17 protein-coding genes are annotated in these 25,269 nt (G+C 65.5%); 8 read left to right on the plus strand and 9 right to left on the minus strand.

What is annotated here, in order from left to right; genetic code table 11:
* Positions 1-96: 96 nt before the first annotated feature.
* From ACO227_RS03315 to ACO227_RS03335, 5 genes are all read right to left on the minus strand, one after another.
* Positions 97-2,109 (minus strand): glycoside hydrolase family 97 protein, encoded by a 2,013-nt coding sequence (locus ACO227_RS03315; RefSeq protein WP_423605259.1) that lies wholly within the window; start codon positions 2,107-2,109, stop codon positions 97-99.
* A 25-nt stretch (positions 2,110-2,134) separates the two neighbouring features.
* Positions 2,135-3,625 (minus strand): tryptophan 7-halogenase, encoded by a 1,491-nt coding sequence (locus ACO227_RS03320; RefSeq protein ID WP_423605261.1) that lies wholly within the window; start codon positions 3,623-3,625, stop codon positions 2,135-2,137.
* A complete protein-coding gene (locus ACO227_RS03325; RefSeq protein ID WP_423605263.1) occupies positions 3,622-5,178 on the minus strand; it encodes a tryptophan halogenase family protein in 1,557 nt (518 codons plus the stop codon). Before ACO227_RS03325 ends, ACO227_RS03320 begins: the two co-directional genes overlap by 4 nt.
* 68 nt (positions 5,179-5,246) lie before the next feature.
* Positions 5,247-8,666 carry a TonB-dependent receptor gene (locus tag ACO227_RS03330; protein ID WP_423605265.1) on the minus strand — a complete coding sequence of 1,140 codons (3,420 nt, stop codon included), beginning with the start codon at positions 8,664-8,666 and terminating at the stop codon, positions 5,247-5,249.
* Between the two features lie 341 nt (positions 8,667-9,007).
* Positions 9,008-10,471, minus strand: coding sequence for an MFS transporter (locus ACO227_RS03335; RefSeq protein WP_423605266.1), 1,464 nt, complete (start codon positions 10,469-10,471; stop codon positions 9,008-9,010).
* 122 nt (positions 10,472-10,593) lie between these two features.
* Here ACO227_RS03335 and ACO227_RS03340 point away from each other — a divergent pair, with 122 nt between their 5' ends.
* A complete protein-coding gene (locus ACO227_RS03340; RefSeq protein WP_423605268.1) occupies positions 10,594-11,607 on the plus strand; it encodes a LacI family DNA-binding transcriptional regulator in 1,014 nt (337 codons plus the stop codon).
* 37 nt (positions 11,608-11,644) lie between these two features.
* On the opposite strand, the gene ACO227_RS03345 is transcribed toward ACO227_RS03340, so the two are convergent.
* Positions 11,645-12,613, minus strand: coding sequence for an alpha/beta hydrolase (locus ACO227_RS03345; RefSeq protein WP_423605270.1), 969 nt, complete (start codon positions 12,611-12,613; stop codon positions 11,645-11,647).
* Positions 12,614-12,690: 77 nt separating this feature from the next.
* On the opposite strand from ACO227_RS03345, the gene ACO227_RS03350 reads away from it, so the two are divergent.
* Positions 12,691-13,518 (plus strand): helix-turn-helix domain-containing protein, encoded by an 828-nt coding sequence (locus ACO227_RS03350; protein ID WP_423605272.1) that lies wholly within the window; start codon positions 12,691-12,693, stop codon positions 13,516-13,518.
* 6 nt (positions 13,519-13,524) lie between these two features.
* On the opposite strand, the gene ACO227_RS03355 is transcribed toward ACO227_RS03350, so the two are convergent.
* Together ACO227_RS03355 and ACO227_RS03360 are read right to left on the minus strand one after the other, a co-directional pair.
* Complete coding sequence (locus tag ACO227_RS03355) at positions 13,525-14,655, minus strand: alpha/beta hydrolase (RefSeq protein WP_423605274.1); 1,131 nt, start codon at positions 14,653-14,655, stop codon at positions 13,525-13,527.
* Positions 14,656-14,801: 146 nt separating this feature from the next.
* Positions 14,802-15,749, minus strand: coding sequence for a LysR family transcriptional regulator (locus ACO227_RS03360; RefSeq protein WP_423605276.1), 948 nt, complete (start codon positions 15,747-15,749; stop codon positions 14,802-14,804).
* 76 nt (positions 15,750-15,825) lie between these two features.
* Here ACO227_RS03360 and ACO227_RS03365 point away from each other — a divergent pair, with 76 nt between their 5' ends.
* The 5 genes from ACO227_RS03365 (at position 15,826) to ACO227_RS03385 (ending at position 20,001) form a co-directional block, all read left to right on the plus strand.
* On the plus strand, positions 15,826-16,353 hold the full coding sequence (locus tag ACO227_RS03365; RefSeq protein ID WP_423605278.1) for a YybH family protein: 528 nt from the start codon (positions 15,826-15,828) through the stop codon (positions 16,351-16,353).
* Positions 16,354-16,807: 454 nt separating this feature from the next.
* Positions 16,808-17,302: a hypothetical protein gene (locus ACO227_RS03370; RefSeq protein WP_423605280.1), complete on the plus strand. Its 495-nt coding sequence runs from the start codon at positions 16,808-16,810 to the stop codon at positions 17,300-17,302.
* 69 nt (positions 17,303-17,371) lie between these two features.
* A complete protein-coding gene (locus tag ACO227_RS03375; protein ID WP_423605282.1) occupies positions 17,372-17,797 on the plus strand; it encodes an EF-hand domain-containing protein in 426 nt (141 codons plus the stop codon).
* Between the two features lie 118 nt (positions 17,798-17,915).
* Positions 17,916-18,656, plus strand: a complete 741-nt coding sequence (locus ACO227_RS03380) for a response regulator (RefSeq protein WP_423605284.1) — start codon at positions 17,916-17,918, stop codon at positions 18,654-18,656.
* 4 nt (positions 18,657-18,660) lie between these two features.
* Positions 18,661-20,001: an ATP-binding protein gene (locus ACO227_RS03385; RefSeq protein ID WP_423605286.1), complete on the plus strand. Its 1,341-nt coding sequence runs from the start codon at positions 18,661-18,663 to the stop codon at positions 19,999-20,001.
* 16 nt (positions 20,002-20,017) lie between these two features.
* On the opposite strand, the gene ACO227_RS03390 is transcribed toward ACO227_RS03385, so the two are convergent.
* Positions 20,018-21,325: a PQQ-binding-like beta-propeller repeat protein gene (locus ACO227_RS03390; protein ID WP_423605288.1), complete on the minus strand. Its 1,308-nt coding sequence runs from the start codon at positions 21,323-21,325 to the stop codon at positions 20,018-20,020.
* Positions 21,326-22,207: 882 nt separating this feature from the next.
* Here ACO227_RS03390 and ACO227_RS03395 point away from each other — a divergent pair.
* Positions 22,208-25,231 (plus strand): glycosyl hydrolase, encoded by a 3,024-nt coding sequence (locus ACO227_RS03395; RefSeq protein WP_423605290.1) that lies wholly within the window; start codon positions 22,208-22,210, stop codon positions 25,229-25,231.
* The last annotated feature ends 38 nt before the right edge of the window (positions 25,232-25,269 follow it).

The following is a 25,269-nucleotide window of genomic DNA, read 5'->3' on the forward strand; positions in this document are numbered from 1 at the left end:
TCAGCAAGTCAAGGTGGCGAGCCGCAGCACCCCCTGTCGCAATGGTTCAACCGGGAAGCGCGCTAGCGCAGCGCTTCGAAAATCTGGCGAGCGGCCCTAGTCCAGCCGCCTGAAACGAATGGCAGTTCCGCCGCCGGGACGGAGTAACAGCTCGAGGCGATCAGTCCTCGTCACCACCAATCGCTCAATCTCGATCGCAAGCGGGTTATGCCGGAAGTCGGCGTCCGGCGCATCACGGTAGATTTGCGCCTCGTAACGCCTGCCTGGCGCAAGAAAGTCGAGCGGCTGAACCAGCTTACGCTGGGTCTCATCGGTAACCGCACCGAGAAACCAGTCCTGCCCCCCACGCTGCTGGCGTGCTACCACTGCATAGTCGCCAACCTCGCCCGCCAGCGTCTTCGACACTTCCCAATCGGTGGGCACGTCGCGGATGAACTGGAAGGCGTCGAGCCGCGCCTCGTAATTCTCGGGCAGATCGGCGGCCATGTGGATCGGGGAATAAAGCACCACATAGAGCGCGAGCTGCGTCGCCAGCGTCGACTGGACGCGGCGCGTCAGCTCGGTCTTGCCTTGAGTCAAGTCGAAGATCCCGGGCGTATAGTCCATCGGCCCGGCGAGCATCCGCGTGAAGGGCAGGATCGCGACATGCTCGGGCGGGTTGGTGGGATTGCCCCAGGCATTGAATTCCTGCCCGCGCGCGCCTTCGCGGCTGACCCAGTTCGGAAAGGTGCGGCGCAGCCCGGTATCCTTGACCGGCTCATGCGTGTTGATCGCGATGCGCCGCTTCGCCGCTTCCTCCACCACGTGCAGGTGATGGCGCACGAGATACTGGTCGGCGAACCAATGCTGGCCACCGGCGGCGTCGACCAGCGTGCCGCTCGGGCGGACATAACCGGTTTTGATCACCGAGACGCCGGCACCGGCATAGAGATCGAGCGCGTCCGCAAGCTGTGCCTCGTAATTGGGGATGGCGCCCGCGGTCTCATTATGGCCGATCAACTTGACCCTGCGGGCCTTGCCATAGGCGGCGAGCGCAGGAAGGTCGAAATCGGGATGGGCCTCGGTGAAGCGGAACTTGTCGCCATTGGCGATCCAGTCGCCGTCCCAGCCCTTGTTCCATCCCTCCACCAGCACGCCATCGAACCCGTATCTGGCCGCGAAGTCGATATAGCGTTTGACGTTCGCGGTGGTGGCGCCGTGATAGGCACCGCCGCCCCAGCTGGTCTTGTTGAGGTGCATCTCCCACCACACCCCGACATATTTGCCGGGCTTGAACCAGTTCATGTCGCCGAGCTTGCTGGGCTCGTTGAGGTTGAGCGTGATGCGATTGTCAGCGAGTGCGGCGGCGCTGCCGCCGACCAGCACGGTGCGCCACGGCATGGCGAACGGCCCGGTCCTGCGCGCCGCGATTCCGTCCGGCAGCGGCATCAGCCACGCCTTGAGCGTGCCCGCGCCGTCGCCCTGCAGCAGCATGCTCGGGAAGTCGACCAGCGCCGCTTCGTGGAAGGAGAGGTGGACGCCGTCCGCGCCCCGCATCGTCAGCGGGGTCTCGGCGAGCGTGATGCGGCGCGCATCAGTCCGAGTGTAGAGATATTCGTCGCGATCCGCGCCGAGCGCCTGGTACCACCAGGCCTGCCACGCGCCGGCCGGCCGGAACTCGGTCCGTTCTCCCGCGACTTCCACCGTCTGGCCGGCGGGGATCGTATCATAGACGTAGCGGAAGCCGAACCCGTCGTCGAACAGGCGGAAGACGACGCGCACCGCCCGATTGAGGGGGGTATCCCCCGCCAGCGTGACGTCGAGTTCGGTATGATGGTCGCGGATCACCCGCTGCTCGCCCCAGGGCTGCTCCCAACTCGTGTCGATCGCCCGCCGCGCGGCAACGGTCATTGCCGTGAACCGGGCGGCGGGCTCCCCCTTAAAGTCGAGGCCGAGCCGCGCCGGCGCGAGCAGCTCCTTGCCGTTGCGGCGGACCGCGTAACGCGCCTCTCCATCCGACACCGACACGCACAACTCGATCACCTTGCCCGGCGATTGCGCACATTCTGCGGCGCTGGCCGCGGCGGGTGCAGCGACGAAGGCCAAAAGGATCAGGATACGCAGGATCATCGGGCAGTCTCTTTCGTGAACGGGCTCAGCCATGCGTGTGCGCCATGATGCGCGCGAGATGCTGGTCATGGGTCGGCGCCTTCAGCACCTGCTCACGCACGAAGCCCAGCATACGCCGCAGCTGCGCCTTCACTTCGTCGGGCGGAGTGCGGTCGATCGCGGGCGGATAGCTGTCGGGAACGATGCCATGGCCGATGAACAGTGTGCGCCAGCTGTCGGGCAGGAAGCTCTCGCCCTCGAACCGCGGCATCTCGCCGCGTGCCCGGAACAAGTCGATCGCATGCGCGACGGCGTCCGGCAGCGCCGCCGCCCTGCCCTGCGCCCAGAAGCTTCCCGCGTAGCGCGCCAGCGCATAATGCGCCGCCTGGAAATCACGCACCCGGTCGAACGCGGCATGCATCGCACGGTTATATTCGGCGCGCCGTGCGTCGTAACCGCCATTGCCCGTAGGGAAGTTCGCGAGTAGCTGCACCAAGCCGAGCTGGACTGCGTGCAGCTCCACGCCATGCACAGGATCGAACTCGCACGCCGCCCCGCCAATGGCGATGCAGTTGCGGCGCCAGGCCATGCGCCGGCCAGGATCGAGCGGCCGTCCGATAGCCTCGTCCAACGCCAGCCCACTTACCGAGCAGGCGTGCTCCAGCGCCGCATCGTCGCTGCACGCGCTGGAGGCATAGGCTTGCACGACGTGCGTCTGGCCGATTGCGGGATGGAGTGCGGTCCACCCGCTTTCCCAGGCGCGCGCTTCGGCATAGACCGGGGTCGGCGCGATAGCCGGGCCGCGCGCGACGAGCACGCGATCGGCTGGAAACTGCGTGCGCCAGCTTTCGCGCGCCGGATCGATCCCGGCGATCAGCAGCGCCTCCGGTCCGGTCGCGTCGATGAACAGGTCGCCCCCGATCCGCTCGCCGCCGGTCTCCAGCGCGACGATATCGCCATGTTCCGGATCCAGCACTGACCGCACGGTTGCCACCGGATGGATCGCAACGCCGGCTTTCTCCGCCAGCGATTTCAGGCTTTGCGCATAGGCGGCCGCCGGCAGATGATAGGCGTAGTCGCTGCGCCCATAGAGCTCGGTCTCGTCGTTCGGGATCAGCAAGCGGCCGTGCCGCGCCGCCGCGGCGGCGAGCGAGAATTCCTCCAGCGGAACCGGCAGCCCGTAGCGGCGCGCCTTCACCCAATAGGCGAAGAAGTCACCGCCCGCGATCGGCGTACCGGCAGCGCCATAGGCATGCAGGAAGGGCGGCACCCGGGCCGACGCATCGGTGAAGTTCTGACCCAACGAGAAGCAGCCGCCGACGGCGCGGAGCAAGGACGCCTCGTCGATCCCCAGCCGGTTGTGCAGCGCCTCCAATGGCGGCAGCGTGGCATGGACGTCAGCGGGTCCGCGCGTGCCCGGCAGCTCGACCGCCGCGACCGTGACGTCCGCCGGGTCCAACGCACGCGCCAGGGTCACCGCGCTCAGCCATAGCGGCACGTCCTGCCCAGCGACGACGACGCGCATCGGCGCGCTCATCGGGCGCGCTCCAGCTCGATGTCGGCGCAATAATTCTTCAGGAACGCCGCATGCGAGGCGCGGCCGGTCATATTATCCGCGATCCGTGCGCGCAGCGCGTTGAGCCGCGCCTCGAGGGTATCGAGCGGGATGCGATCTGCCAGCGGACTATAAGCGCGCGGCAATACCCTTTGCCCTTCCAGCACCGCGAGCCAACTGTCGCGCGAGAAGAGGCCGAGCGTATATTCGGGCACGGCGGCGCATTCCTCGAACAGCGCGATCTTGTGTGCGAGGCTGTCGGGCAGCGCCATCGCGCGGACATGGTCCCACAGTGGTTCCCCGGCGCGCGCATTGGCGGCGTAATGCAATATGACGAAGTCGCGTGCGCGATCGTAATGAATCGCGAACAGCCGGTTGAACTCGGCAGCGAGGCGCGGGTCGATGCCGATCGCGCGCGTCGGGATCAGGCCGGCCAGATCGGTGACCGCGGCCTGGATCAGGAAGATGCTGGTGGATTCGAGCGGCTCGAGAAAGCCGCCCGCAAGGCCGATCGCGACGCAATTGCCCTCCCACGCTCGAGCACGGCGCCCCGCCTGGAAGCGCAGCAGCCGCGGCTCGGCCAATGCGGGCGCATCGATCGCCGCCATCAGCGTGGCGTGCGCTTCGTCCTCCGTGCAGAAGCGGCTGGAAAAGACATGACCGTTGCCGGTGCGGTGCTGCAACGGGATGCGCCAGATCCAGCCGCCGCGCTGGGCGGTCGCGCGCGTATAGGGGGTGAGCGGCGCGACGCGCTCGCACGGCACCGCCAACGCGCGGTCGCACGGCAGCCAGTGGCTCCAGTCGTACCATTCGACACCCATCGCCTGCCCGACCAGGAGCGAGCGGAACCCGCTGCAGTCCACGAACAGGTCGCCGGTGATCGTCTCGCCCGACTTGAGCGTCAGCGTCTCGACATGCCCGCGTTGGGCGTGGCGGCGCACCTCGGTGACCTGCCCCTCGATCCGCTCGACCCCGCGCGCAGTCGCCCAGTTGCGCAGGAAGGCGGCGTAGAGCCCGGCATCGAAATGATAGGCATAGGCGTAGGTCGAACGGATCGATTTCGGATCAGGATCGGGCAGCTCGAACCCGTTGGCCTGGGCCAGCGCGATCGCATAGCTGTAATCCTGGAGCGAGCCAACATCGCGCCCGGCGAGCCGCGCGCGCGCCCAGCTATGCTGGAAGTCGACCCCTCCCCACGGCTCGCCGAAGGTGCCGAACGGATGGACGTAGCGGTCGCCCGGCCGGTTCCAATCGACGAACTCGATACCGAGCTTGATGCTGCCGCGCGTGTCCCGCAGGAACTCGGCTTCGTCGAGCCCGAGCATGTCGTTGAAGGTCTTGATATGCGGCAGCGTCGCCTCGCCGACACCGACGGTGCCGATCTCGTCGGATTCGATCAGCGTGATGCCGTAGTCGGCGGGATCGAGCAGCCGCACGAGACCCGCCGCGCACATCCAGCCGGCCGTGCCGCCGCCCAGGATCACGATCCTGAACCTGTCACGGGAGGGCGGCGGGAGGTTCGCCTGTGCTTGCATGCCTCGACCGATCAGCGGGAGAAAAGAGGCGCCGCCACGGCGGATCGCGGCGACGCCAAGGGGGGAAGCTAGAATTTGAAGCGTGCGCCGAACTGGAAGCGCCGATCGACCCGGTTCCAGGCCGAGTCGAAATATCTGGGCGCGGCGCCGGGCGTCTGCGGCGAGTCGCCGAAGATCTGCTGTTGGTACACGGTGGTCGTGTTCAGCAGGTTGCTCCCCTCGATCGACAGCTCGAGGAAACTGGTCGGCGAGAAGCGGAGCGACGCGTCGAGGAAGCCGGCCGCCTTCTGGAATACCGGAAAGCCGATGCAGCAGTCGAGATTCTGCGTTAGATAGCGCGACCGCCAGTTGTAGGCGACGCGCAGACCCACCGGCCCCTTCTCGTACAACGCTACCGCGTTGAACGTATGATCCGAAATCCCGGCAAGGCGCTTCGAGTCGATCACGAAGCCGGTGCCGCCCAGCGCCTGCTGGCCCGCGCCGAATGCTCCGATATCGCCGCTCGACGACGCGGTGATGAGGTTCGAGTTCTTGATCCCCGACTGATGAACATAGGTGTAGTTGAGCTGCGCGCCGAGACCGCTCAACCAGCCGGGCAGGAAGTCGAAGAAGGTCTGGTACCCTATTTCGACGCCCATCAGCCTGCCGCCCTTCTTGACGTTGCTCGGCCCGTTGATCTGAACGGTCTGGGTCGAGGCGCCATTGGGAATGGTACGCGTGAACTGCCCATAGGAGAGCGCGTTGTGCAACTGCTTGTAGAACAGGCCGATCGTCAGCGAGGTGCTCGGCCCCATATAGCGTTCGAACGACAGGTCGAACTGGTCCGCGCTCAGCGGCTTCAGCGCCGCGTTGCCCGAATTCGCCGCGAACACGAAATTATAGCCAACGACGTTCTCCGCGGTGCGCGGCGCGGTCGGGGAGCTGAAAATGATGTAGGGCGAGTCCGGCGTCGTGTTGATGATCGGCGCGTTGATCGCCAGCGTGTTGCGGAGCAGGCCGATGTCGGGCCGCGACATCGCCCTCGAATAGGCGAAGCGGATGAAGTTCTTGGCATCTAGGCCGAACCGCAGGTTGACGCTCGGCAGCCAGTCCGTCCGCGAGGAGCGGAAGGTATCGGGCGTCGCGGCGCCATTGGCAAAGGCGCGGATCGCGGAGGTCAGGTAGCAGCTGACGTTGACGATATTGGTCGGCGAGAGCGGCGCGTTGCAGGCCGGCAGCCCGTCGAAGATGTTCGCTGCCGGGAAGGCGATGCTGCCGATGCTGTCCTCCTCGGTGCGCACCACGCGCAGGCCGATATTGCCGGTCAGCGTGATGCCGCCAAACAGGACCTTGTCGTTCCCGCCGAAGCGCAGCATCGCATAGGCCGCCTTGGTCTTCTCGCCGATCTGCATCACTTCGCCGGGAGTGAAGCAATCGTCGACCGTGGCCTCGGCACGATCGCAGATCGCGGTATAGCCGGTACCGAGTGGCGAGTTGGTGGCGGCGCCGCTCAGCGACGAGATCAGCCGCGGGAAATTCTGGAGCGTCGCGCGGTTGAGATAGACGAGCGGCCCGTTGGGATAGGATTGGCCATCATAGAAATCGCCGAGGCTTACCGATTCCCAAATGCCGGCCCCATAGCCGCGGAAGGGCGCGTGGCCGGCATTGCCCGCGCAATTTCCGGTATCGGTCGGATAGGCGCCGCCGGTGGTGTTGTCGATGTTGAAGCCCGGCCCGTTGCAGTTCCAGTTCGCTGCGATCGGTGTCCAGTTGAAGGTCGAGTAGCGCACCCTCTGGCGGCGGTTGGCGTAGCGCACGCCGACCTTGAGCGAGTCGAGCCAGCCACCCTCGGCGAACTCATATTCCGCGTCGGTGCGGAAGGCGAATTCCTGCGCGTCATTGTCTTCGACATGGCCCTGGATGAAGGGGAGCCAGTAATTGTGCGGATTGGCGAGCCCGCCGGAGGCATAGTTGACGTTGTCGCCCGGCAGCAGCTCGACGCGCGGCGTGCCGTCCTTGTTCACGCTATACTGCATGTTGGCCATCGACCCGGTCGCGACCAGGATGTCGTTATTGTAGGTCGAGGCATCGATGAACTGCACGTCGGCGCTGAGGTGCAGCCGGTCGGTTGGATCCCATTTGATGTTCGCGGAAAGATCGCTCGTGCCCTCCTCGTGCGCGAAATTGCGCGCTTCGTTCTGGAAGTAGAGCCCGTTGCGCGGGTTGGCCCCGCACACGCCCGCGCCGCAATAGTTGACGAACGGCATCCCCGGTACCGCGGAGCCGGCATTGATCGCTGCCTGCACGCTTTCCCAGGTGCCGCTGAAGCTGCCGTGCGGCTGAGTCAGCAGGCCCGATTGCAGCATGCCGTTGGACCCGAAGGTCAGGCCGCTGCTGCCGGCGAGGACTGAGCCGGAACGCGGATTGAAAGCGCGGGTGCCGAAATAATTGCCGTCGAAGATCGTGTGGCTGGCGCGCTCGAGCCAGGCATTGGTGTAGTGCGAGTCGATATATTGAACGCTCGCCTTGAGCGTGCCGGCGTTGTTCTCGAACTGGGCCGCGCCGGCGATGCCGCGGCGCTTGCGGTCATAGTCGACCTGCGAATAGCGGATGCCGTCGGGAGCATAGGCCCAGCCGGTCCCCCCGAACGGGTTGGCGGTGCACGGGATGGAGCCGTCGGCCGCAACCGTCGCGCGATCCGTGGTGCCGAAACCTGCGGTGCAATAGGTGTCGATCTTGTCCATGATGACGCTCTCGGTGCGCGTCACCACATGGCTCTCGGCATAGTTGCCGAGGATGCCGAAACGCCCGATTCCGGTCTCGACTGAATAGCTGACCAGCCCCGAGAATTCGTGCGTCCAGCGCTCCGAACGGTCGCCGTAATTCGCCTTGACGCTGCCGGTCACCAACAGCCCCTTCTGGTCGAGCGGCAGGCGTGTGCGCAGGTTGACCGTGCCGGCGATCCCGCCCTCGATCATCTCCGCGGTCTGGTTCTTGTAGGCGTCGACGCCCGCCAGCAACTCGGGCGACACGTCGTTGAACTGCAGGCCGCGCGCCGAATCGGCGGAGAAGCTGTCGCGCCCGTTGAACTCAGTACGAACTTGGGTGAGGCCGCGGATCAGCACGCTGGTCGGCTCGCCCGAGGGGTGCGTGCTGTCGTCGGCGGACTGGAGCCGTCCGACGGTGATGCCGGGCACGCGCTGTAGCGCCTCGGCGGCCGACTTGTCAGGGAAGGCGCCGATATCGGTCGCGGTGATCGAGTCGACGAAGGTATCCGCGTTCTTCTTGATGTTCTGGGCCGTCGCCAGCGCGCCGCGGACACCGATGACAACGATGTCGTCACGCGGCGCGTCTTCCTGCGGAACCTCGCCCGCGGGCGCTTGCTGCGCGGCCGGCGCGGCCTCCTGAGCCTGCGCGCCTCCCGCCATTGCGATGATTGCGAGCGCTGCCAGCGATGCGCCGCCGCGCAATGCGGTATGTCCGCGGCGGACCGAGTCCATTCCCTTCATCCCATCCTCCCCACTATCGCCCCTTCAGGGGTCGGTCCATTGCGCAGCGGGATCGGGCGCAGGCGCGGCCCCATCCACTGACTTGCGCAACTTTGCGTAAACTGAGCAAAGAGGCAAGCAGAAATTTGCACAAGGCATCTGCGCACGTAAGGGGCAGAATATTCTACATTATATTAATATGTTACATAAACATTGCATCTGGGGCGGCGTCGCATGGATACCATTTGCTCGCAATATTCGTTGCAAGTAATGCAAACATTTGCATAATCTCGGATATGCAGAATCGCTCCTTTCCAGCGACATGCGTCGACTCGAGCGGAATGACGGCCGGCCCGCTCGCGTCAGGCGGCGGCGCGCCCGGGAATCGCGAAACTGTACAATGCCGCCAGCGCCAGCGCCGCGGCGGACAAGAGCAGCGCCGCGATCGCCTGGCCATGAAACAGCTGTCCGACCAGCGGGCCGAGCACCGTCGCCGCAACCAGCTGCGGCAGCACCAGGAACATGTTGTGGATGCCCATATAGACCCCGGCCTTGCTTGGGGGCACGGCGCTCGCGACCATTGCATAGGGGATCGAAAGGATCGCCGCCCAGGCGCAGCCCAGGCCGAGCGCGGAGAGCCACAGCATCCGCGGATCGTCGATCACCGCGAAGCCGAGAAGCGCGGCGGCTCCGGCCATCAGACAGGCGGCGTGGGTCGCGCGCCGCCCGATCCGCGCCGCCACCAGCGGGAGCAGGAAGGCGCCGATCGCGGCGACCCCGTTATAGCCTGCGAACAGGATACCCACCCAGTCCGCCGCTGCATGATAGGCAGGCGAGGCGGGATCGGCCGTGCCGTAATGGCGTGCAGCGACCGCCGGCGTCGCATAGATCCACATTGCGAACAGCCCGAACCAGGTAAAGAACTGGACTATCGCCAGCCGCGCAAGCAGAGGCGGCATGTGCAGGATGTCCTCGACGATCTCGAGCATACCCAGCGAGTGCCTGCCGCGCCGCCGCAGCCACACCGCGGCCAACTGGGCCAGCCCAAAGAGCATCGCCATCGCCGCGAGCAAGTAGATCTCGCGCTTGCCCACGGCGAGCCAGGCGGCAAAACCCACCCCTGCGCCGCCGAGCAGCCAGACCACACCCCGCCGCATCAGCGCCGCGGCGCCCGCCACGGTCGGGATCACATGCGCCGCGGCCCGCTCCGGGTTGGCGCGGATCGCCTGTTCGGATGTGGTCAGCACCGACCATCCCACTGCCAGGAACAGGCACACGCCGCCGATATAGAAGGCGGCGCGCACCGACATCGGCAGCACGCCGGGCTCGGCATGCGCGCTGACCGCGAACCAGTTGGTCAGCATCCATGGCAGCGCCGACGCGAACACTGCGCCAAGGCCGATGAAGAACACCTGCATCGCGAAGCCGGTGGTGCGCCGCCCCTCGGGCAACTTGTCGGCGACGAGCGAGCGGAACGGCTCCATTGCGATGTTGATCGACGCGGTGAGCAGCCACAGCAGCGCGCTCGCACCCCAAAGGGTCTGCGCATTGGGCATCGCGAACAGCGCCAGCGCGGCCAGCATCGCGCCTGCGAAGATATAAGGCCGCCGTCGCCCGAAGCGGCCCGATGTGCGGTCGCTCAGATGGCCGATCAGCGGCTGGATCAGCAGGCCCGCCGCGGGGCCGGCGATCCACAGGATCGCGAGTTCATCGACATCGGCGCCCAGCGTCTGGAAGATGCGGCTCGTGTTGACGTTCTGCAGACCCCAGACGATCTGGACCCCGAACAAGCCCAGGCACATGTTCCAGATCTGGATGAAACGCATGCGAGGAGGGCCGGCGGCATCGGCGCCGGCATGCTCTCCGCGTGCCTCTCCCCTTCCTTGCAAACTCACTCTTTCGGTGCGTTAAGCTCGCCGGTGCCGGCGAAGAGGTCAATTTGAGACGAATGAACCACACGGGCAACAACAATACGACGCTCGAGGATCTGGCGCGGCTCGCCGGCGTCTCGATCTCGACCGTCTCGCGGGCGCTCAATGATCATCCACTGATCAGCACACGCACCAAGCAGCGCATCTGGGCGCTGGCGCGCGATCACGAATATCCCTTCCGCCGTCACATGCCCGCCGCGCCGATCGGGGCGGCGGGATCGATCGCGATCGTCACCCCGCATATGCGCGGCGGCCCGCTGCCGCTCTCGCATCCCTTCTTCCTCGAGTTGCTCGCCAATATCGGCGAGGCGGCGCGCGCGCGGGGCTGCGACTTCACCGTCAGCCACACCGCGCCGACCAACTATGACGATCTCGTCTCGGTGGTCACCACCAGCCGAGCGAGCGGGGTGATCTTCCTCGGCCAGAGCATGCTGCACGAGGAGTTCAACCGCCTCGCCGCGACCAACGCCCGCTTCGTGGTGTGGGGCGCGCGCATGCCGGGACAGGCCTATGGCACGGTCGGCTCCGACAACCTGCTCGGTGGCCGCCGCGCCACGCTGCATCTCGCGCGGCTGGGGCGCAAACAGATCCTCTTCCTCGGCGGCAGCGACCCCGAGGCCGAGCAACGCCGCCGCGGCTATCTCGAAGGATTGAAGGAAAGCGGGCTCGAGGTCGACCCTAAGCTCGCTGCGCAGGTCGAGTTCGAGCTTGAATCCGCGGAGGCCGCGGTCACCCGGCTGTTGCGCCGCAACATCGCGTTCGACGGCATCGTCGCCGCCAGCGACTTGATCGCGCTCGGCGCGATCCGCGCGCTGCGCCGCGCCGGCCTGTCGGTGCCGCACGACGTGTCGGTGGTCGGCTACGACGACATGCTGCTGGCGCGCCTCAGCACCCCGGCGCTCAGCACAATCCGGCAAAACACAGAGGAAGCAGGGCGCAAGCTCGTCTCTCGCGTTCTTGATCCGACGCCCGATCACCAGCCCGAACATCTGCCCACCGATTTGATCGTTCGAGAGTCCTGCGGCGGGTGATCAACTGACAACGCCTGCGGCAACGAGGTCAGCGGGCCTATGGCCAGGAGGCACTGAAATGCGCGGCGATGGCGTTCGCAGCGGCGGCGATCAGCTTGGGATTGTCGTAGAAGTCGACATGATTGGTTGAGGTCAGCCACAGCTCGGACTTGCGCCCGCGGACCTCGGCGAGGAAGCGGCGGGCAAGGTGCGGCATCGCCGCCTGATTCGAATGGACGACCAGCACCGGCACCCGGATCGCGGGAGCATAGCCGATCGCGTCCCAGCTCAGCACCTCGGCATAGGACTGGACGGCAAAGCCGTTCACATAATTGGAGTGGGCGGCGCGGCGGCCGTAATAGTCATGGGCTTCGGCAAAGGGCATCGCCACGTCACCGCCGCTCAGCCCCACCGCGGGAATGGTCTCGGAGGTCCCGGTCCGCTCAAACCGCTCGCGCGCCGCCACCCCGCGGGCGATCAGCCGATCCAGATCGGGCATTCGTGCGCGAAGCTCGGCGGCGTCGCTATAGGCGCCCGCCACGCCCGCGAAGGCACGGATGCGATCGTCCTGCGCGACGGCCTTGGCCATGTAGCCGCCGCCGGCGCAAAGCCCGACGCCCATGACCGGCAACCCCCGGGTCGCCTGATGCGCAAGCAGCGCGGTTACGGCGCTGCGAACATCCTCGACCTTGGCCTGCGGACTTTCGAGCTGCCGCGGATTGCCGCCGCTCTCGCCGAAATAGCGGTGATCGAATGCGAGCGCCGCATATCCCCGCTCCGCCAGCGCGCGGGCATAGAGGCCGGCCGCCTGCTCCTTGACCGCCGTCCAGGCGCCGCAGAGCACGACCGCCGCCTTGGGTTGCCCGGCCGGAAGGTGGAGCGCGCCGATGACCGGATCGCCGCCGCTGCGGAAGCGGAACGGAACGCTCCCGCCCGTCTGGCTTGCACGCGCTGTTCCGCCCTGCATCATCATGAGGCCGCCGACCGTCGCCAGTTGCAGGAAGGTGCGGCGGCTGGACAAGGACATAATGCACTCCCGGGCGTTGCTTCCTTCTGACGTCGCGCCGCGGCATCGTATTGAACGTTCTTGCTGAGGGGGCACGGATGGACGGCGACCATTCCCGACTGCGCATACGACGCCCGAAGGCTCTGCCGGGCGTCGAACTGCTCCATGCCGCGCTGATCGCCCCCCCGTCCGTCCGGCATCTCCATGCCGATTTCCGGTTCGGCGTCTCGGCAGGTTGCCACTTCAAGGCGCGCTACCGTGACAAGGACCATGTGGCGGAGCCTGGTCGGATCCAGATCGCCCAGCCGGGCGAAGTCAGCGCGTGCAATTTCGCACCGGGCGATACGCTCCTTCTGCGCATCGTCAGCATTCCCGCCGGCCAGGTCGCACGGCTATGCGCCGACCTCTCAAGGGACGCGAGCGGGCTGCCGCATTTCGACGATCATATTGCCGGCAACAAGGCGATCGCCGATCGCTTCATCGCCAGCCACGCGGCGTTGATGCACACGGATTCGGCGCTTGAGAGCAGTGCCATCCTCTGCGACCTGCTGGAATTGCTGATCGGCCGCTTCGCTTCCCGGGCCGCCAAGCTCCCCGGCGCCGAGGCGCCCCGCGCGGTGCGGCGGGCGCGCGACTATATCGAGGCGCATCTGGACCGGAATCCATCCCTGGCCGAACTGGCCGAGCTGGCCGGGCTCAGCCCGTTTCACCTCAATCGCAGCTTCCGGTGCGCGTTCGGTCTGCCGCCCCATGCCTATCAGAACCATCGGCGGATCGAGCGCGCCAAGCTGTTGCTTGCTGCCGGCCATCCCGGCGACGAGGTCGCTCATGATCTCGGCTTCGCCGACCAGAGCCATTTCATCCGCCAGTTCAAGAAACAGCTCGGGCTTACGCCCCAGCTCTATCGCGAAAGCGTGCGGCGCTGATCCGGCTCAACTGCGAACATGACGGTCGAACCAGCGCACGATCTCTTCGCTGGCGCGGCTGATATAGGGCTCGAGATCGTAGAGCTGGGAATGGTTGGTCGTCTCGATCCAGACGATTCGCCTGGGATCGCCGGCCTCATCGAAGACAGCCTGCGCATATTTGCCGGGCGACAGCGGGTCGATCGTGCCGTGGATGATGAGGAGCGGCGTCGGCGCGATCAGCCCGGCGAATGGCACCGAGTCGAAGGAGAGCATGTTCTCCTGCGTCTCATAGGTCATTTCGTTGCGCCACCTGGGGCCTACCAGCCGTTGCCGGCTCTCATAGAAGTTGACGGCCTCCGGCATGATCGCGTGCGCCGAACCGGGCGCCGAGCCCTCGGAGGCGAAGGCGCGGAGAGCGAGCGGCCTGCCCGCGCGAAGGTCCGCGAGCCGCTCATCATTGCGCCGCCGGACCAAAGCAATCCAATCGGCGTGGGCGCGGCCTTCGCGTGCCATGCGCAGGTTGGTATAGTGGCCGGCGAGCGTCGCGACCGCGCGATAGCGCCGATCGAACGCTGCCGCCTGGATCGTGTGCCCGCCGCCCATGCAGATGCCGAGGATCGCGATCCGCTCCGGATCGACATCCTCGCGCGAGAGGAGATAGGTGGTGGCATTGCGGACGTCGCGGATGTTCTGAGGCGGGTCCATCTGCTGGCGAACCGGGCCCTCGCTTGCGCCGAAGCCCCGGCGATCGAAGCTCACGACCACATAGCCCGCGCGTGCCAGCCGTATCGCATAGACGGGCACGGTGATCTCCTTCACCGACGTCCCCGGCGCGTCGATCACGATGCCCGGCATCCGGCCCGCCGCACGCGCGGCGGCGGGCGGCAGGTAGACATGCGCAGCCAGCCGATGGCCGTCGCTGGGGAAATGGGCATCGAGCCGCTGCACGTCGCCCAGGTCATAGACGCCAGGGCTCGGCGGGGGGACCGTCGGATCGTAGCGCGACAATTGATGCGCCTCCGAGAAGTCGGGGGTTCCGGAAACGATGTCCTGCGCCGAGGCAGGCGCACCCGGCCGGCCTGCCGCCAGCGTGACGGCGCCGGTCGCGGCACCTGCAAGAAAGCCGCGGCGGCTGGACGGACGATCGAATGGCATGTCGGCACTCCCGCAAGTTCGTCCGGCGGTTATCGGCCGGCAGCCGTCTTCGTATTGGATGTTCTTGCGATGTTGCAGGAGCCTGTACGAGAAGCCGGCTAGGGGCTCACTTCCTTTCCATGGGGCAAACCGATGAAGGCGTGCAGCTAAATTGGCTCGGCAACCTCGACGAGTGTTTCGAGAAGCCAGCCAATCCCCGCATCGGCCAGTGCTGGGGCCGGGAGAAATGCGGTAAGGCGGAAATGGCCAAGAGCGAGGGGCGGTTCGTGAACCCGCAGGCCGAACCTGCCTGCATAGAGCGCTGCGAAATGGCGCGGAACGGCGCAGACCAGGTCGGTATCGGAGACGATTGCGCAGGCATACATGAAGTTCGGCGCCGTAAGCGCCACGCGTCGCGCTCGGCCCTCCTTTGCTAGAATCTCGTCGACGAAGCCCATGGCATCTCCGCTCGCCGACACGACCAGGTGCGAGGCCGAACAGTAGGTGTCGAGCGTCGGCTGGAGAGCAAACGGGTGGTCCGGACGCGTGACCAGGACAAAGTCCTCCGCGTAGAGCTTACGGGCCGCAAACCGGGCCGGCGCAGCGGCCAGGGGAACGACGGCAAGGTTTAGCGCTCCGCTCTCCAATTCGGCGAACACCCCTCGCCACGCGCGTTGCGGGTCTGGCTCGTTCGCCGAGGGAAGGAGATGTTTGACGGCAAGATCGATGCCTGGAGCAGCTACCCGCAGCGTGGACAGCAGCGGTTGAAGGAACACGGCCGAAACACCGTCGGGCGCCCCGATCGCAAATCTCCGTGTTGAAGTGGCCGGGTCGAACGGAGCCGTGTCGGCCACGATCTCACGGACCTTCCCCAGGATGGCGGCGACTGCAGGCGCCAGCATGACCGCCCGCTCGTTGGCGGCCACGCCCTTGGGCGTACGAATGAACAACGGGTCGTTCATCAGCCTTCGCAAACGACCCATCCCATGGCTCACCGCTGAAGGCGAGAGACTGAGGCGGTCCGCCGCGCGCGTCACGTGCCGCTCCTCGTAGACCGCTTCGAACAGGACCAGAAGGTTGAGATCCACACGTGAGAGGTCGATTTCATTCAGCATATCTGTGAAATCATATCACTGGCTTCATCAAGAGGCGACCAGCATGTTCGGTTCATCGACATGAAGGAAGCACCTGATGAAAATCCTCACGACACTCGTTCTCTGCTTGGCCGGTCTCATGCTCGCGATCGCCCCCTTCGCGGCATATGCGGCGTCCAGTCAGGACGCCGATCTCGCCGAACTCGTCGAGCGTGCAGCAACTGCGCATGAGCGGCTCATGCGCGGCGACATCGCCGGCTATCGCCAAGTCATGCAGGTGACTTCCGACTTCACGCTCATGGATCCCTTCGGCGGCAAGCCGACCGGCGCTCCGCCCAGCGACGATCATTGGGCGCGGATCGGGCAGCTCTTCCAGGGAGGGCGCGACGCCGTGTTCAACCTGATCGCCAGTTATATCACGAGCAATCTCGCGGTCCTGGTCGCCAACGAACATGCCCATGTCGCGTTCGGCGGCCTGCCTGCCCAGAACTGGTCGCTGCGCGTGACGCTCGTTTTCAGGAAGGAAGACAGCCGCTGGCTGCTCGCCCACAGGCACGCTGATCCGCTCGCGTCCGGCATAAGCCGGGAACAGGCCGCGGCCCTTGCCTCGGGGGATCGGCCATAACCCGGCACCGTCAGGCGCGGACCATCGGGCACGGGGGCTCGCCTGGAGCGCCGGCCGTATGGACTGACGTCCGTCCTACGCTCCAGCGGTCAGCCCATGTGCTCCCGGAAGAAGCCCGCGATCACGTGCGCGGTTTCGCGGACCTTCTCCGGACGATCAGAGAAATCGAAATGGGCGTCCTCCGTCCAGTGCAGCCGCTTGGGCCCGCGGAACGTCGCGAAAGCGATGTTGACCGGTGTCCCCCCACTGCCCCTGACGCCCGAATTATCGTCTCGATAATCAATCCTAGCCCAATGCAACCATGAAAGCCGCAGGGCGGTAGGTCTCCGACCTCGCGCAGACCCCGTTACGCTTCGTTACATTTCGTTTCGGGCGGTTCGCGAAGCCGACAAGTCTCCTCGGCAAAAGCGTTTTGTCCGGCGCGGTTTGCCGGCCTGCGTATGGAGATTTGCTCATGAAACGACCCTCGATTGCGATCCTCGCTTTGTGCGCCGTGCTTGGCGGCACGCTGCTTTCGACCCCAGCGATGGCTGAGCGCCGCCACGGCCATATCGCCAAGGTGCGCGGTCCGTTCGGCGGTAGCGCGATCAGCCGGCGCCATGTCCGGCGCGACGGCGGCGACGTCAGCGTCCGGCGCTCGGTCCAGACCGCCGGCGGCTATGGCTATCGGCGTCAGCGCCAAGTCGACCGCGAGCCCGGCCACAGCCAGATGGATCGTTCGTTCACCACAAACAGCGGACGCGGCTGGGACGACACGCGCCAACGCAGCTGGAGCGACGGCACCTATTCGGCCAGCGCAAGCCGACAATATCACAACGGCAAGAGCTCGAGCCGCAACGTGACCGCCACGAACAATGGCGACGGCACCGCAACCTACAATGCGACTCGCACCCGCATCGATGGCTCGACCCGCACACGCTCGGGCACTGTGCCCTACCGCGGCGACTAAAGTCCCCCAACCTGGCAGCCGCGACCCCGCCCTCTGTCACGGCTGCCGCCTTTTGCCTCGGAGGCTAACATGATTCGCACATTCGCTCTCGCAGCGCTCAGCCTTTCTCTGACGCTTCCCGCTTCCGCACAATTCGGTCGCGCTCGGGGAGGCGGCGACATCCTCGAGAAGGCCGACGCCGATCGTGACGGCTACATCACGCGCGAGGAATATGCCGTTGCGCGCGCCGCGCAGTTCGACCGCATGGACCGCAACAAGGATGGTAGTGTCACGCGCGCCGATTTCGGCCGTCTCGCGCGGTTCAAACCCGACGCGGTCGACCGGTTGATGTCGGTTCTCTCGACCGCGGATGCAGACCAGGACGGACGCATCACCCGTGCCGAACTCGAAGCCGCACCGATGCCGGTGTTCGAACGCGGCGACGGCGATGGGGATGGCCGACTCTCGCGTGAAGAAGTCGAAGCGATCAAGGCACAGCGCGAGGCGCGCCGCTGAGCAGTCCGCACGCGATCCGCGAGGGACCGCGGCCATGCCGACAGCGGCGAACGGCAACGAAGTGTAACAACGGCCTGATCGGTCTTGAGCAGAACGCGAAGTGCGGCCACACGACCCCATGCGCGATGGCAGCCCAGCGCCCGTTCGAAACTTCATCGCCGTTGTCGAGGACGACACCGAAATCAGCGAGCTCGTCGGTGAGCTCCTCGTTCGCGAGGGTTTCGAAGTGGCACTCTGCAACGATGCTGTGGAGCTTGATCGCGTCGTGGCACGACGGCGGGTCGATCTCGTGCTGCTCGACCTGATGCTGCCGGGAGAAGACGGTCTGTCGATCTGCCGCCGCCTCCAGGCTGGGCCCGTGCCGGTCCCCGTGATCATGGTCACGGCCAAGGGCGACGACATCGATCGTATCCTGGGACTGGAATTCGGCGCGGACGATTATCTCCCCAAGCCCTTCAATCCGCGCGAGCTCGTGGCGCGCGTCCGCGCGGTTCTTCGGCGAACACGCGACGCCCATCGCCCCCGATCGGTATCGGGACGCCGGTACGGCTTCGCCGGATGGGTGCTCGACGCCGGATCCCGCGCGCTCGTCGACCCGCAAGGTCAGGCCGTCGAGCTGACCGGGGGCGAGTTCGATCTGCTCGTCGCGCTACTCGACCATCCTCAGCGTGTGCTGACGCGCGATCAACTACTGGATTGGACGCGAGGGCGGGACGCGGCGCCTTATGACCGGACGATCGACGTCCAGCTGAGCCGGCTGCGCCGCAAGCTCGAGGACGATCCGAAAGCCCCGACCATCATCAGGACGGTCCGCGGCGGCGGCTATCTCTTCGCGCCACGTGTCCAAGTGAACGGCTGATTCCATGCGACGCTTTGCAAACAGCTTGTTGTTCCGAGTCGCGGCCCTGTTCTTCCTCGGCCTCGTCGCATTGCAGATCGCCATTCTCGCGACCGTGCTGTGGCCCGACGGGCGCCCCATGGTCCTTCGCCTCATCGACCCGCAAGACGTGCGCGAGATTGCCGAGGCGGTCGAGCACGCTGCTCCCCCAGAGCGGCCGCTTATCGTTGCTGCCGCAAGCAACGGCTCGATCACCGCCGAACTGCTGGACGGCTTTCCCGATGACGCGACTGACAACAACCTGCGATCCGCGCCGCGTCTGGAAACAAGGTTTCGTCGCTACGCCGCGGCATTGGGTGACCGGCCGCTCCGCCTGCAGGTGCGCGAAGGCGGTTTCCTTGTTTCGATCCTGCGCGCCGAAGCGGGCCGTGGACCGGTGCGGTTGCTCGTCGGCCTCAAGGATGGTCATGTCCTGGCGGTTGAGCGAGCCCCGTTGGTCCTCCAGGTTCTCGCCTCGCGCTATTTCGCTGTCGCGCTCGTCGCCGCGGCGATCATCATGGCGCTCTTGGCCACCTTGCTTTGGCAAGTCGTGCGGCCGGTGCGCCGGTTGGTCAGCGCGACCGAAGCCTTCAGGGACGATGTCGACGCACCTGACGCCGAGCTTGGCGGCGCAATCGAGGTTCAAGCGCTCGCGGCCGCGTTCAATTCGATGAAGCGGCGGATCGGCGGTCTCGTTGGCGAGCGCACGCAGATGCTTGCCGCGATCGCGCACGACCTGCGCACCTATCTGACGCGGCTGCGGCTCCGCGCCGATCATATTCCCGACCCTGGCCAGCGCGAGCGTGCGGTCCGCGACGTCGAGGAGATGGGCCAGCTGCTCGACGACATCCTGATGTTCGCGCGCGCCGAGGTGAAGCAGGGAGCCGGCGCCGACATCATCGATGCCAGGGCGGCTGCCGCCGACTATGTACGGATGCGCCAGGAGGCTGGCGACGATGTCGGTTTTGCCGTGGGGGATGAGCCGCTCCTTTGCCGTTGCGCACCGCTCGCCTTTCGGCGGATTCTCGCCAATCTGGTCGACAATGCCATCCGCTACGGCACTCGAGCGCGGATCGTTCTCCGTCAGGACGGTAAGGAGGTGGTGCTCACGGTGACCGATGATGGGCCGGGCGTGCCTCCCGCGCTCATCGCACAGCTGACCGCGCCGTTTGAGCGCATCGAGCCATCCCGCGGCCGCCATAGCGGTGGCGTTGGCCTCGGCCTGTCGATTGTGAAGGCCTTGGCGGCAACCCATGGGGGCGCAATCGACATCGAGAACCGCGCCACGGGCGGCCTCCGTGTGCTGGTTCGGTTGCCCGGCATTTGAATTGGATGGCCGGGAGTTAGCGGAATGCCGCCGGCCTGAATGCGTGAAGTGTGCCACGGATCGTCGGAACGTACACCGTACCGTCCTGGTCGATCGTGGTTCCGACCGTGAAATAAGGCTTCCCGGGGATCGGCTCGCGATCGAGTTCGGCGCCGGTTCGAGTGTCGACCACAATGAGATCGGCGGTGCCGCTGCCAGTTTTGATGGTAGGATAGGCAAGGAACCCCGCCGCCTGCGTGGCGACCCCGAAATTCTGGAGGTCGGGTTTGCGCCAAATGATCTCGCCGCGATCCCCTCGATCGCGAATGGCCATGAGGCCTGCCGCTCGTCCGCCGGCGGGCAGGATCAGGCCCTCGGGGGATAACGAAACACTTCCTCCGGCCTGATATCCAATCGGCACCGACCACAGGATGTTGCCGGTCGCGGCGTCCAGCGCGTGCAGGCTTCCCTCATTGTCGGTAAGATACAGACGCTTCCCGTCGGCAGAGAGGTCAGGGCTCGAGGCGCTGCCGCCGGGAAGCCCTTCATTCATCCACTCGTCGATCAGGCGGGGACGCGGACCGTGCGCGATTCGCATTGCGCGAACCCCCGAACGGTCGGCTCCCGGTGCCCAGAAGGTAAAATAGAAGCGGCCGGATCGGGCATCCATCGCAGGTGTGTTCGCGCTGGGGCATTGGGCGAGCCCCCGCATGCAGGCGACCATGCCATCCGCGGGATCAAACGAGGGCGCTTTTACCAGCGCGTGCGGTTCGACGATCGGTTGGCCCGTCAATCGGTCGAGCACATAAATGACGCCGACATGAGTAATGAACAGCAGGTCTCCTCTGGGCGTGAACTGTGCCGAAAGCGGCACGCCGATGATTGCCTTTTGCCATCTCACGCGGCCATTGCGGTCGAAGGCGCGCATCTTCGTGCCGTCACCAAGGTAAAGATTGCCGGAGCTATCGATCAATGGCGAGGAGGCGACTGCCAGCCTGTCGACCACGTCGCTACACCAGATCGACCTGCCCGTTGCACGATCGAGCGCGTGCAGGCGGCAGCCCGCACCACTGGTCGTGATGAACAGGCGACCGGTGCCGTCGCTCGTAGGCCCCAGGTTGATCATCCCATCGAAGGTTCGCGACCAAGCCGGCGTCAGGTCGGCCGCGCCCTGCCCCGAGTGGTAGTCGCTGTTGCCTGCGTCGGCGTGCACGGCTGGCCATCCGGCACCATAAGCGCCGGCTCCGCCCTTGTGACTCACTGGGTACGCAGAATTGGCGCAGGCGGTAAGGGACAGGATCGCTGCGACGGCGGAGATACGAACGGTCTTCGGATCGAGTGCCATAGGGCGCGGGTAGCGGACCTGGTCGCCTGTTCTATGAATCTTGCGTAACGGATGGTAACAAGGCGCCGCACAAAATTGCGTCGCTAGGACCGGCAAACCGGCACTTTCACGCATTCTCGCCAGTGAGACGCTGCCTGCACAACTACTTGCTGGACGTCTCTGGACATTTCCAGAGAGAACAATGGTGCCAGAAGAGGAAACCGAATGGGCGCCTAACTAGCTGACTTCGAAGCGCGATTTCCATCGCCTTCTCGCCGAGAGACACAGTAGCAGACACAAGTCGCGGCGCAAGCCGTGGGCTTCCAAGCGCGACAGCGAAAAAGCTTCGGATATTCTAGCGAGGACCATATTCCGATCGTCCAGGTCTTGGTCATGAGCTCGAAATGAGGGCGCCATACTCGGGGATGAGCGTCTCAGGCGAGAGAGACTCGGGAAACTCAGTTTGATCCGGCCGCATGTCCAAGCGAGGGATCATCAATCCCGGATATCCAAGCAGCGATCGAACGACGGCTCGGAGCGCATAACTGGGGCGCTAGCGGCCAAACAGCATTCAGCAGAGGGCCCTGCCGGAGCAGACGCCCAAGATAAGGCGTCTCGTTTACACTGAGAGCGTCTGCAGCTGGGCCGGTTGCTGCCTGTCCGCTTCTGGTGCCGATCCGACCAGAGCAGACATTGCTATCGATCTGCTGATGAATGGCGGGCTCTCGGCCGAAAGCGGACGCGGCTTACAGGAGTCGCAAAAGAGCGAACTTGCAAAGCACTCTTTCACAAGGGAGCAGCAAACGCCTTGGATCGATGTCCATCTATCAGAATTTATAGAGTATCGTTGCTATTTTAGTAATATCGTGTTTTTGGTGCCACATTGAAAGTGGCGAGGGCGAAATGTTCAGGAGCAACCACCGCAGGATTGCCGCTATCGCGCTGGCTGCGATCATGGCGGTCCTTTGCCGGCCTCTCTCTGCCAACGAATTGGAGACCGGCTTCGCCTCGCCTCCGCGAGATGCCCGGCCGCTCGGCTGGTGGCACTGGATCAACGGTAATGTCACCATCGAAGGCATCGATGCCGATCTCAAGGCCGCAAAAACGGCGGGAATGGGTGGCGTTCAGATGTTCGACGTCGAAATCTATGCGCCCCCAGGCCCTTTACGCTACGGCTCTGACGCGTGGTTCGCGCATGTCCGCCACGCGATCCGGCGGGCGAATGCGCTCGGACTCGAATTCCATGTGATGAACACCCCCGGCTGGTCCGCGAGCGGTGGGCCGTGGGTTACACCGCAGCTCTCGATGAAGCGGCTAGTGTGGAGCGAGACCAATATCGCCGGTGGCGCAGTGTCGGCATCGCTTCCGCGTCCAGACCTTACCCTCGCCTATCCTGAGCGTGCGGTATCAACGCGGCCCTTCTACGCGGATGTGGCCGTCATTGCGGTGCCCGCCACCACGCGGCGTGTGGGGGATATCGAAAAGAAGATCGGTTGGGGCCGCAAACCCGTCACCCGGGACACGCGGACGCTGCCTGGGATTCCCGCGGATCGCGTCACCATCCTCTCGGACAAGATGGATGCTTCGGGCCGGATCAAGACAAGGCTGCCGCGCGGCAACTGGACGATCCTGCGCTTCGGCTACACGACAACGGGCAAGACCAATCATCCTGCGCAGCCCGAGGGTCACGGCCTGGAGATCGACAAGCTCGACGCGGGCGCGGTGGCCTTTCAGTTTGACCGGTCGATGGGCCGGATCATCCGCGAAGCGGGGCCACTCGCCGGGACCACGTTCAACGCGATCCTGTTCGATAGTTTCGAGGGCGGATACCAGAACTGGACCGCCGCGATGCCGGCTGAATTCGAGCGGCTCAAGGGATATTCGCTGCTGCCCTGGCTGCCTGTGCTCACTGGGCGTGTCGTCGAATCCTCAGCCGCGAGCGAGGCGGTGCTGTGGGACTTCCGCCAGGTGATCGAGGAGCTGATCGCCGAGAATTATTTCGGTACGATGCACCGCCTCGCCGTACGTCATGGGATGAAGATCTATTCCGAATCCCAGGGGGGGCCCGTCACGCCGATGTCCGCCAACCGGCATGTCGACGTGCCGATGAACGAGTTCTGGATGCCCGATGCCGCACCGCGGGCCGCCAGCATCCGGATGACGACCTCTGCGGCTACCTTCCTCGGCCGAAAAATGGTGGCCGCTGAGGCGTTCACCGCCACGCCGGAGAATGGCCGCTTTCAGAACACCCCCGCCACCCTCAAGCGTGCGGGCGATCATGCCTTTGCGCTTGGGCTGAACCGGTTCGCCTTTCACAGCTTTACCCACCAGCCAGTGACGGCGGCCGCGCCAGGCTTCGGCCTTGGCCGCTATGGCACCCATTTCGGGCGGCTCAACACCTGGTGGCCCCATGCCAACGCCTGGATCGAATATCTGTCGCGCAGCCAGTTCCTGCTTCAACAGGGGACCCGCGTCGCCGATGTCTGCTTCTTGGTTGACGAGGATCTTGGGTACGCGCTCCCCAAGTCGATCGTGGGTTCGCTGCCGGGCCATGATTTCGAAGTGGCTTATCCGGCGGATGTGCGCGCCATGGCGGTCGAGCGCGGCGTGCTCAAGCATCCTCACGGTGCCGCATTCCGCCTGCTCGTCACGCCTGAGCCGCAGACCTCCCAAGGCTGGGTCGCGGAGATCGCGACACTCGGCAAGCTGGTGTCGCTGGTGCGCGCGGGCGCAACGCTCGCCGGCCCTGCGCCGGTCGCGCCCGCCGGACTCAACGATCTGAAGCGCAGGGACGAGTTCGACCGGCTCGTCAACGAGCTGTGGCGCGGGCTGCCCGCGCGCGGCTTCAAGCGGGTGGGTGCGGGGAAGGTCTATGCGGGCCTCACCCCAGCGGAGATCCTACGCGCCGAACGGGTTGCGCCCGACCTGCAGTGGGACGCGCCGATGGCGAAGCTTCGCTATCTCCATCGCCGCACCGACGGCGCCGACATCTACTATGTGTTCAACTATTCGGACCAGCCGCGGCAGGCGCGGATCGTCCTGCGCACCGCTGACCGTGTGCCCGAGATCTGGGACGCCATGCGCGGCACGCGGGTTGATGCGCCGATCTTCGAGCGGACAGCGACCGGCATGTCCGTGCCAGTCCAGTTCGAACCATGGGGTTCGAAGTTCCTGATTTTTCGCAGACCCCTTGGCACACAATGGGTCAGCGATGCGAGCGCGGCCAGTCTCAACATGCTGGACAAACCCGGTACGCTGCTGACGCAGGCGCGCTCGGCCCGGCTGAAGCTGTCGGATGGATCGGTCCGCAAAATTAGCCTGCCCGCTCTTCCCGCGCCGATAATGATCGAGCGGGCTTGGCGAGTCGAATTTCCGGCACTCGGTGCGGGCGGAACATCGCGGCCTCTCGATCGCCTTGCCTCGTGGACGGAAAGCGCCGATCCGGCCATCCGCTATCATTCGGGAACGGGAATCTACCGCACCCGGGTCGAAATCCCTGTAATGCACGGCGGAATGGTCGCGATGCTCGACCTCGGCCGCGTGGCGGACATCGCCCGGGTCCGCGTGAACGGGCGCGATGCCGGAATCGCGTGGAGTCCGCCCTTCCGCTTGGACGTTACCCCGTATCTGCGGGCAGGGTCCAACACGCTCGAAGTCCAAATTGCGAACCGCTGGGTCAATCGCCTGATCGGTGACGAGGCAATTCCCGTGAACGTGCAGTATCAGAAGAATGGTAGCCGCTTCACCAATGGGCGGATCGCCAACCTTCCCGCCTGGCTCTATCGCCCCAATGGCCGTCGCGAATGGCCGCGGCACAGCTTCAGCACCTGGAAACACTATGCAGCGGATTCGCCACTGCTGCCTGCGGGGCTGCTGGGGCCTGTGAAAATCGAATGGTGGCAGCCGATTCCCGCTGTCCAGGATTAAATTGCTTTTATAGTCACAATATGAGTATCCTCCGATAG

Source organism: Sphingomonas sp. MS122 (assembly GCF_049532975.1).
In the GTDB taxonomy this organism is placed as follows: Bacteria; Pseudomonadota; Alphaproteobacteria; order Sphingomonadales; family Sphingomonadaceae; genus Sphingomonas.

Coding starts and splice junctions, on each gene's coding strand:
- ACO227_RS03315 (WP_423605259.1), bottom strand. CDS start 2,109: ATGATCCTGCGTATCCTGATCCTTTTGGCCTTCGTCGCTGCACCCGCC.
- ACO227_RS03320 (WP_423605261.1), bottom strand. CDS start 3,625: ATGAGCGCGCCGATGCGCGTCGTCGTCGCTGGGCAGGACGTGCCGCTA.
- ACO227_RS03325 (WP_423605263.1), bottom strand. CDS start 5,178: ATGCAAGCACAGGCGAACCTCCCGCCGCCCTCCCGTGACAGGTTCAGG.
- ACO227_RS03330 (WP_423605265.1), bottom strand. CDS start 8,666: ATGAAGGGAATGGACTCGGTCCGCCGCGGACATACCGCATTGCGCGGC.
- ACO227_RS03335 (WP_423605266.1), bottom strand. CDS start 10,471: ATGCGTTTCATCCAGATCTGGAACATGTGCCTGGGCTTGTTCGGGGTC.
- ACO227_RS03340 (WP_423605268.1), top strand. CDS start 10,594: ATGAACCACACGGGCAACAACAATACGACGCTCGAGGATCTGGCGCGG.
- ACO227_RS03345 (WP_423605270.1), bottom strand. CDS start 12,613: ATGTCCTTGTCCAGCCGCCGCACCTTCCTGCAACTGGCGACGGTCGGC.
- ACO227_RS03350 (WP_423605272.1), top strand. CDS start 12,691: ATGGACGGCGACCATTCCCGACTGCGCATACGACGCCCGAAGGCTCTG.
- ACO227_RS03355 (WP_423605274.1), bottom strand. CDS start 14,655: ATGCCATTCGATCGTCCGTCCAGCCGCCGCGGCTTTCTTGCAGGTGCC.
- ACO227_RS03360 (WP_423605276.1), bottom strand. CDS start 15,749: ATGCTGAATGAAATCGACCTCTCACGTGTGGATCTCAACCTTCTGGTC.
- ACO227_RS03365 (WP_423605278.1), top strand. CDS start 15,826: ATGAAAATCCTCACGACACTCGTTCTCTGCTTGGCCGGTCTCATGCTC.
- ACO227_RS03370 (WP_423605280.1), top strand. CDS start 16,808: ATGAAACGACCCTCGATTGCGATCCTCGCTTTGTGCGCCGTGCTTGGC.
- ACO227_RS03375 (WP_423605282.1), top strand. CDS start 17,372: ATGATTCGCACATTCGCTCTCGCAGCGCTCAGCCTTTCTCTGACGCTT.
- ACO227_RS03380 (WP_423605284.1), top strand. CDS start 17,916: ATGCGCGATGGCAGCCCAGCGCCCGTTCGAAACTTCATCGCCGTTGTC.
- ACO227_RS03385 (WP_423605286.1), top strand. CDS start 18,661: ATGCGACGCTTTGCAAACAGCTTGTTGTTCCGAGTCGCGGCCCTGTTC.
- ACO227_RS03390 (WP_423605288.1), bottom strand. CDS start 21,325: ATGGCACTCGATCCGAAGACCGTTCGTATCTCCGCCGTCGCAGCGATC.
- ACO227_RS03395 (WP_423605290.1), top strand. CDS start 22,208: ATGTTCAGGAGCAACCACCGCAGGATTGCCGCTATCGCGCTGGCTGCG.